Below are 242 nucleotides of genomic sequence, written 5' to 3'. Positions count from 1 at the left end.
CCCCCCCCCGCCGACCACCGAGAACCCCACCCCCGAGAACTACACCGCCGTTCACCACGGCGGCGGCGAGAACAACGGCGGCGACAATAACGGCGGCGACAACAACGGCGGCAATAACGGCGGCGGCGAGAACAACGGCGGCGAGAACAACGGCGGCGACAATAACGGCGGCGAGAACAACGGCGGCGAGAAGGGCGGCGGCCTTCAGTGCAGAGGGGGGTCGGCGGGGGGGGAGTAAAAGG

General features: G+C 69.4%; 1 protein-coding gene. It reads left to right on the top strand.

The genetic code is table 11. The features are described from left to right. Window positions 1–238, top strand: a 238-nt coding sequence (locus tag AB2B41_RS24185; RefSeq protein WP_367880276.1) for a hypothetical protein, incomplete at its 5' end; no start/stop codon positions are given. Window positions 239–242: the final 4 nt, after the last annotated feature.

Source organism: Sulfitobacter sediminis (assembly GCF_040811725.1).
Taxonomy (GTDB): Bacteria; Pseudomonadota; Alphaproteobacteria; order Rhodobacterales; family Rhodobacteraceae; genus Sulfitobacter; species Sulfitobacter sediminis.
The sequence above is the reverse complement of the archived record's forward strand: the minus strand, read 5'-3'. Positions and strand labels throughout refer to the sequence as shown.